This window comes from Pseudomonas sp. FYR_5, from assembly GCF_043106315.1.
GTDB lineage: Bacteria > Pseudomonadota > Gammaproteobacteria > Pseudomonadales > Pseudomonadaceae > Aquipseudomonas > Aquipseudomonas putida_Y.
In genome coordinates, this window is record NZ_JBICMK010000048.1 from 21036 (window position 1) to 27035 (window position 6000).

General features: G+C 62.3%; 8 protein-coding genes. 6 read left to right on the plus strand and 2 right to left on the minus strand.

Features of this window, described 5'->3' with window-relative positions; translation table 11 throughout:
- Positions 1 to 6: 6 nt before the first annotated feature.
- Positions 7 to 807, minus strand: coding sequence for an ABC transporter substrate-binding protein (locus tag ACF8RA_RS06870; protein WP_209967279.1), 801 nt, complete (start codon positions 805 to 807; stop codon positions 7 to 9).
- Positions 808 to 978: 171 nt separating this feature from the next.
- Between ACF8RA_RS06870 and ACF8RA_RS06875 the strand changes: the two genes are divergently transcribed.
- Positions 979 to 1530, plus strand: a complete 552-nt coding sequence (locus tag ACF8RA_RS06875) for an exonuclease domain-containing protein (protein ID WP_339443580.1) — start codon at positions 979 to 981, stop codon at positions 1528 to 1530.
- Positions 1531 to 1604: 74 nt separating this feature from the next.
- Positions 1605 to 1889, plus strand: coding sequence for a pyrimidine/purine nucleoside phosphorylase (locus tag ACF8RA_RS06880; RefSeq protein ID WP_176685183.1), 285 nt, complete (start codon positions 1605 to 1607; stop codon positions 1887 to 1889).
- Positions 1890 to 1992: 103 nt separating this feature from the next.
- Here the strand turns inward: ACF8RA_RS06880 and ACF8RA_RS06885 are convergent, their stop codons facing one another.
- Positions 1993 to 2685 carry an alpha/beta family hydrolase gene (locus tag ACF8RA_RS06885; protein WP_256122384.1) on the minus strand — a complete coding sequence of 231 codons (693 nt, stop codon included), beginning with the start codon at positions 2683 to 2685 and terminating at the stop codon, positions 1993 to 1995.
- 50 nt (positions 2686 to 2735) lie between these two features.
- On the opposite strand from ACF8RA_RS06885, the gene ccoN reads away from it, so the two are divergent.
- From ccoN to ccoP, 4 genes are read left to right on the plus strand one after another with little or no spacing between them, the layout of a single operon-like run.
- A complete protein-coding gene (ccoN, locus tag ACF8RA_RS06890; protein ID WP_003254280.1) occupies positions 2736 to 4160 on the plus strand; it encodes a cytochrome-c oxidase, cbb3-type subunit I in 1425 nt (474 codons plus the stop codon).
- 13 nt (positions 4161 to 4173) lie between these two features.
- Positions 4174 to 4782, plus strand: a complete 609-nt coding sequence (gene ccoO / locus ACF8RA_RS06895) for a cytochrome-c oxidase, cbb3-type subunit II (RefSeq protein ID WP_003254281.1) — start codon at positions 4174 to 4176, stop codon at positions 4780 to 4782.
- Between the two features lie 5 nt (positions 4783 to 4787).
- Positions 4788 to 4982, plus strand: a complete 195-nt coding sequence (locus ACF8RA_RS06900; RefSeq protein ID WP_021784453.1) for a cbb3-type cytochrome c oxidase subunit 3 — start codon at positions 4788 to 4790, stop codon at positions 4980 to 4982.
- Positions 4979 to 5920, plus strand: a complete 942-nt coding sequence (gene ccoP / locus ACF8RA_RS06905; RefSeq protein WP_176685182.1) for a cytochrome-c oxidase, cbb3-type subunit III — start codon at positions 4979 to 4981, stop codon at positions 5918 to 5920. Before ACF8RA_RS06900 ends, ccoP begins: the two co-directional genes overlap by 4 nt.
- The last annotated feature ends 80 nt before the right edge of the window (positions 5921 to 6000 follow it).

Below are 6000 nucleotides of genomic sequence, written 5' to 3' on the forward strand. Positions count from 1 at the left end.
GGGAATTTAGTCTTGCGGTGCAGCCACCGTGATACGGTACGGCTCGAAGATGCGCGCCAGTTCGCCACTGTCGCGCAGGGCGCGCAGCAGCGCCGCGAACGACTGCTCGCCGATCGGCGCCCCCGGACGCAGCAAGGCGTAGTGGTGATAGACCTGGTCAATGCGTTGCGAAGGCACCAGTTGCGCCCTGCTCGCCGGGTTGCGTGCCAGAAAATCGCTGAGGTAGGAGCGCGTGACCAGGGCGATATCGGCGCGGCCGGCCTGCACCATCAGCAGGTTGCTGTCGTGGGAATAGGTCAGGGTCGCATTGTATGTCTTGCGCAGGTAGCCCGGCTCAGCGTTGAAACTGGCGAACGCGTAGTGGTAGCCGTTGAACAATGCCAGGCGTTTGCCGCGCAGGTCATCGAAGTAATGTGGATCATTGCCATTTGCCTTGCGGGCGACGAACACTTCGGCATCTTCCAGGCCCATGTCCACGGCCTGATGGGCAATCTGCTCCCAGCCCCATTGTGGATTCTCGAAAATTGCCATGTCGGTGCGGCCCTGCTGGAAGTCACCGAAGCGCCGCTGGATAGACGTAGGCACCAGAACGAAGTGATAGTGCTGCTGCGCCCGGTTGAGTGCATCGACCAACTGCGGCAGCAAACCGGTATCGGCGCCTTGCTCGGGGCGCACCGTGTAAGGCGGGAAATGGGCCGCGCCAATCTTCACTTCGACCGCTTCACCCGCCCGTACGGGTGCCGCCAACCAGAACACGGCCAGCAGCATCAGGGTGGACAAGGCCTTGAGGCCGGGCGCTGGAGTCAAGACGGACACTCATCACGGTTTATGCCGGTATCTGCTTAAGCTAGGCGTTTTCCGGGGGCGGCACAACTACCGGTGCCTGCTCTTTGTGCCAAAGCAGGCGGCAAAATGCCATAGGATGCCGTATGCCCAGACATTGGCTACGCTCTAGCAGGATCTGCAAGGGAGCCTGGTATGGGCCATTGGTTGGTGATCGACCTGGAAGCCACCACCGACGATGGTGGGTGGCCAGTCACAGAGATGGAAGTCATTGAAATCGGCGCAAGCCTGGTTACCCGCGAAGGCCGCGAGGTCAACCATTTCCAGCGTTTTGTAAAGCCACGGCGGCGTCCGCAGTTGACCCCGTTCTGCCGCGAACTGACCCACATCAGCCAGGCCGACGTGGACAACGCCGCGCCGTTTCGCGAGGTGTGGGCAAGCTTCGAGCGCTGGCTGGGGCACCACCGCGGGCAGCTTCAGGCCTGGGTCAGCTGGGGCGACTACGACCGCCAGCAACTGCACCAGGAGTGGCAGCAGCACGGCCTCGACAGCCTGCTGCGCACATTGCCGCACATCAATCTCAAGCAACGCTTTGCCAAGGCCCGCCACCTGCAGCGCCCCACCGGCCTGAACGGCGCCCTGCAACTGGCCGGCATGCACTTTTGCGGGCAACAGCACAGGGCCCTGGAAGATGCGCGCAACACGGCGCGGCTATTACCGTTGAGCCTGCCCGCCAACAGCCCCTGAAAGCAGATGACGAGGCCTGTGGGCTTGGGCATACTGGCGAGCCCTTTTTCACCACCTCTTTTCAGGAGTCGCCCATGTTCCAGGTCAACGAGTACTTCAACGGCGCCGTCAAGTCGATCGCATTCTCGGGCGAAGAAGGCCCGGCCACCGTCGGCGTCATGGCTCCGGGCGAATACGAATTCGGCACTGCCAAGCGCGAGATCATGCATGTGGTATCGGGCGCGCTGACCGTGAAACTGCCGGGTAGCGACAACTGGGAAACGTTCAAGGCAGGCGACAAGTTCAATGTTGCCGCCGACAGCAAGTTCCAGCTGAAAGTGGCGGTGGATACTGCCTACCTGTGCGAGTACCGCGACTAAGCGTCGGCCTGTGCCGGCCTCTTCGCGGGTGAACCCGCTCCTACAGGTGCTTCGATGTTGTGCGGTCCTTGTAGGAGCGGGTTTACCCGCGAAGAATCCAGCACTAATCCTTCAGGAAGTCAGCAACGCGTTCAGCCGCCGCCTGCAAGTGCTGCTCATGGCTGAACCCCGAAGCCTTCAACGGCTTCAGGTCATGGTCCCCCGCCGCTAGCCAGCTCACCTCGATCGCCGGCGACAACGCATACCCCGCCACCGCCTCGCGGTTACCCAGCGCATCCCGCTCGCCCTGCACGATCAACGTCGGTGTCTTCAACTCGGCCAGGTGCTCTACCCGTGGCTTCTCGGGTTTACCCACCGCGTAGAACGGATAGCCCAGGCACACCAGCGCATCCGCGCCCAGTTCGTCGGCCAGCAGGCTCGCCATGCGCCCGCCCATGGACTTGCCCCCCAAGGCCAGCTTGCCCGCGACCAAAGGTCGCACTTGCCGGTACACCTCGCGCCAGCATTCAAGCAACACCTTCTGCGGGTTCGGCGGCCGCTTGCCACCGGTAACCCTGCGCTCGGCCATGTACGGGAACTCGAAGCGCACTACCGCTACCCCAAGAGCCGCAAGCCTTTGCGCCATTTCGTCCATGAACCCGCTGTCCATCGGCGCGCCCGCGCCATGGGCCAGGATCAGGCACCCTTTGTAGCCCTCTTTACCTTCAACCCGCGGAGGATCGCAGCGCAAGCCTGGGACATTTGCGACCTTCGCCCATTGATCCCCGTCAATACCGGCACTTTGCCCATTAATCATGCTTGCCTCGCTGTAAAGCCTGCCAAATAACCGTGGATGGGAACCCATACATGAACACAACCAGCAGTACCGCCTATAACTACAAGGTGGTCCGCCAATTCGCCATCATGACGGTGGTGTGGGGAATCGTCGGGATGGGGCTCGGCGTCTTCATCGCCGCCCAGCTCGCCTGGCCGTCCCTCAACTTCGACCTCCCCTGGACCAGCTTCGGCCGCCTGCGCCCCCTGCATACCAATGCGGTGATCTTCGCGTTCGGCGGCTGCGCACTGTTCGCCACCTCCTATTATTCGGTGCAACGCACCTGCCAGACCACCCTGTTCGCACCGGGCCTGGCCGCGTTCACGTTCTGGGGCTGGCAACTGGTTATCCTGCTGGCGGCCATCAGCCTGCCGCTGGGCTACACCAGCTCCAAGGAATACGCCGAACTGGAATGGCCGATCGACATTCTGATCACCATCGTCTGGGTGGGCTACGCCATCGTGTTCTTCGGCACGCTGATGAAGCGCAACACCAAACACATCTACGTCGGCAACTGGTTCTTCGGCGCCTTCATCCTGACCGTGGCACTGCTGCACATCGTCAACAACCTGGAGCTGCCGGTCAGCCTGACCAAATCCTATTCGGTCTACGCAGGCGCCACCGATGCCATGGTGCAGTGGTGGTACGGCCATAACGCGGTGGGCTTCTTCCTGACCGCAGGCTTCCTGGGGATGATGTACTACTACGTGCCCAAGCAGGCCGAACGGCCGGTGTATTCGTATCGCTTGTCGATCGTGCACTTCTGGGCACTGATTACCCTGTACATCTGGGCCGGCCCGCACCACCTGCACTACACCGCCCTGCCCGACTGGGCGCAGTCGCTGGGCATGGTGATGTCGCTGATCCTGCTGGCACCTAGCTGGGGCGGCATGATCAACGGCATGATGACCCTGTCGGGCGCCTGGCACAAATTGCGCAGCGACCCGATCCTGCGCTTCCTGGTGGTGTCGCTGGCGTTCTACGGCATGTCCACCTTCGAAGGCCCGATGATGGCCATCAAGACGGTCAACGCCCTGTCCCACTACACCGACTGGACCATCGGCCACGTCCACGCCGGCGCCCTCGGCTGGGTAGCGATGATTTCAATCGGCGCGCTGTACCACACCATCCCCAAAGTGTTCGGCAAAGAACGCATGTACAGCCTCGGCCTGATCAATGCGCACTTCTGGCTGGCCACCATCGGTACCGTACTGTACATCGCCTCGATGTGGGTCAACGGCATCGCCCAGGGCCTGATGTGGCGCGCGGTCAACAGCGACGGCACGCTCACCTACTCGTTCGTGGAAACCCTGGTGGCCAGCCACCCAGGCTTCGTCGTGCGCTTCGTCGGCGGCGCGATCTTCCTCAGCGGCATGTTCCTGATGGCCTGGAACACCTGGCGCACCGTGCGTTCGCCAGCGCTTGACGTCGCCCCTGCGAACGCCCAGTTGGCTTGAGGAGAAACGCCTGATGAAACATGAAGTCATCGAGAAAAACGTCGGCCTGATGGCCCTGCTGATGGTATTTGCCGTCAGCATCGGCGGCCTGACCCAGATCGTCCCGCTGTTCTTCCAGGACGTCACCAACAAACCGGTGGAGGGCATGAAGCCCTACACCGCGTTGCAACTGGAAGGCCGCGATGTCTACATCCGCGAAGGTTGCGTAGGCTGCCACTCGCAGATGATCCGCCCGTTCCGCGCCGAAACCGAGCGTTACGGCCACTACTCGGTGGCCGGTGAAAGCGTGTGGGACCACCCGTTCCTGTGGGGCTCCAAGCGCACCGGGCCGGACCTGGCCCGGGTCGGTGGCCGCTACTCGGACGACTGGCACCGTGCGCACCTGTACAACCCGCGCAACGTGGTGCCGGAGTCGAAGATGCCGTCCTACCCGTGGCTGGTTGCCCAGCAGGTCGACAACAGCCACACCGACGTCAAGATGCGCACCCTGCGCACCCTGGGCGTGCCGTACACCGACGACGACATCGCCGGCGCCCGTGAAGCAGTCAAGGGCAAGACCGAGATGGATGCACTGGTCGCCTACCTGCAAGTGCTCGGCACTGCGATCAAGAACAAGAGGTGAGTGCGATGGAAATGGACATCGGCATGATCCGCGGGCTGGGCACCCTGGTGGTGATGATTGCCTTCATCGGCCTCACCCTGTGGGTCTTCAACCGCCGCCGCGACCGTGATTTCGCCGAAGCGCGCCTGCTGCCCTTCGTCGACGACCGCCTGCCCCCTGCCGGGCAGGAACCTGCTGCAAAAAGGAGTAACGGGCAATGACCACCTTCTGGAGTACGTACATCAGCGTACTGACCATCGGTAGCCTGATTGGCCTGACCTGGCTGCTGCTCGCCACGCGCAAGGGCCAGAGCAACAACACCACTGACGAGACCATGGGGCACAGCTTCGACGGCATCGAGGAGTACGACAACCCGCTGCCCAAGTGGTGGTTCTGGCTGTTTGTTGGCACCTTGGTGTTCTCGGTCGGCTACCTGATCCTTTATCCGGGCCTGGGCAACTGGAAAGGCATCCTGCCGGGCTATGAAAATGGCTGGACCGGTGCCAACGAATGGCAGAAGGAAATGGACAAGGCCGATGCCAGGTTCGGTCCGATCTTCGCCAAATACGCCGCCATGCCCGTAGAAGAAGTGGCGAAGGATCCGCAGGCGCTGAAAATGGGCAGCCGCCTGTTTGCCTCCAACTGCTCGGTGTGCCACGGCTCCGACGCCAAGGGCGCTTTTGGCTTCCCCAACCTCACCGACAATGACTGGCGCTGGGGCGGCGATCCGGAAACCATCAAGACCAGCATCATGGGTGGTCGCCATGGCGTGATGCCGGCCTGGGCCGAAGTGATTGGTGACCAGGGCGTGGCCGATGTGGCTGCATTCGTGGTCAGCAAACTCGATGGCCGCACACTGCCTGAGGGCGCGAAAGCCGATGTCGAGAACGGGCAGAAGATCTTTGCTGCCAACTGCGTGGCCTGCCACGGCCCGGAAGGCAAAGGTACGCCCGCCATGGGCGCACCGAACCTGACCCACCCGCAGGCGTTCATCTACGGCTCGAGCTTTGCCCAGTTGCAGCAGACCATTCGTTATGGCCGCCAGGGGCAGATGCCGGCGCAGGCCGAGATCCAAGGGAATGACAAGGTGCACCTGCTGGCGGCTTACGTGTATAGCCTGTCGCAGGATGGTTCGGCTGAGACTGTGACGGCCAAGTGAGTTCGCCGAAAGGGATTTACCAAGTGAGTTCGCCGAAAGGCATTCGCCAAGTGAGTTCGCCGAAAGGCATTCGCCGCCTG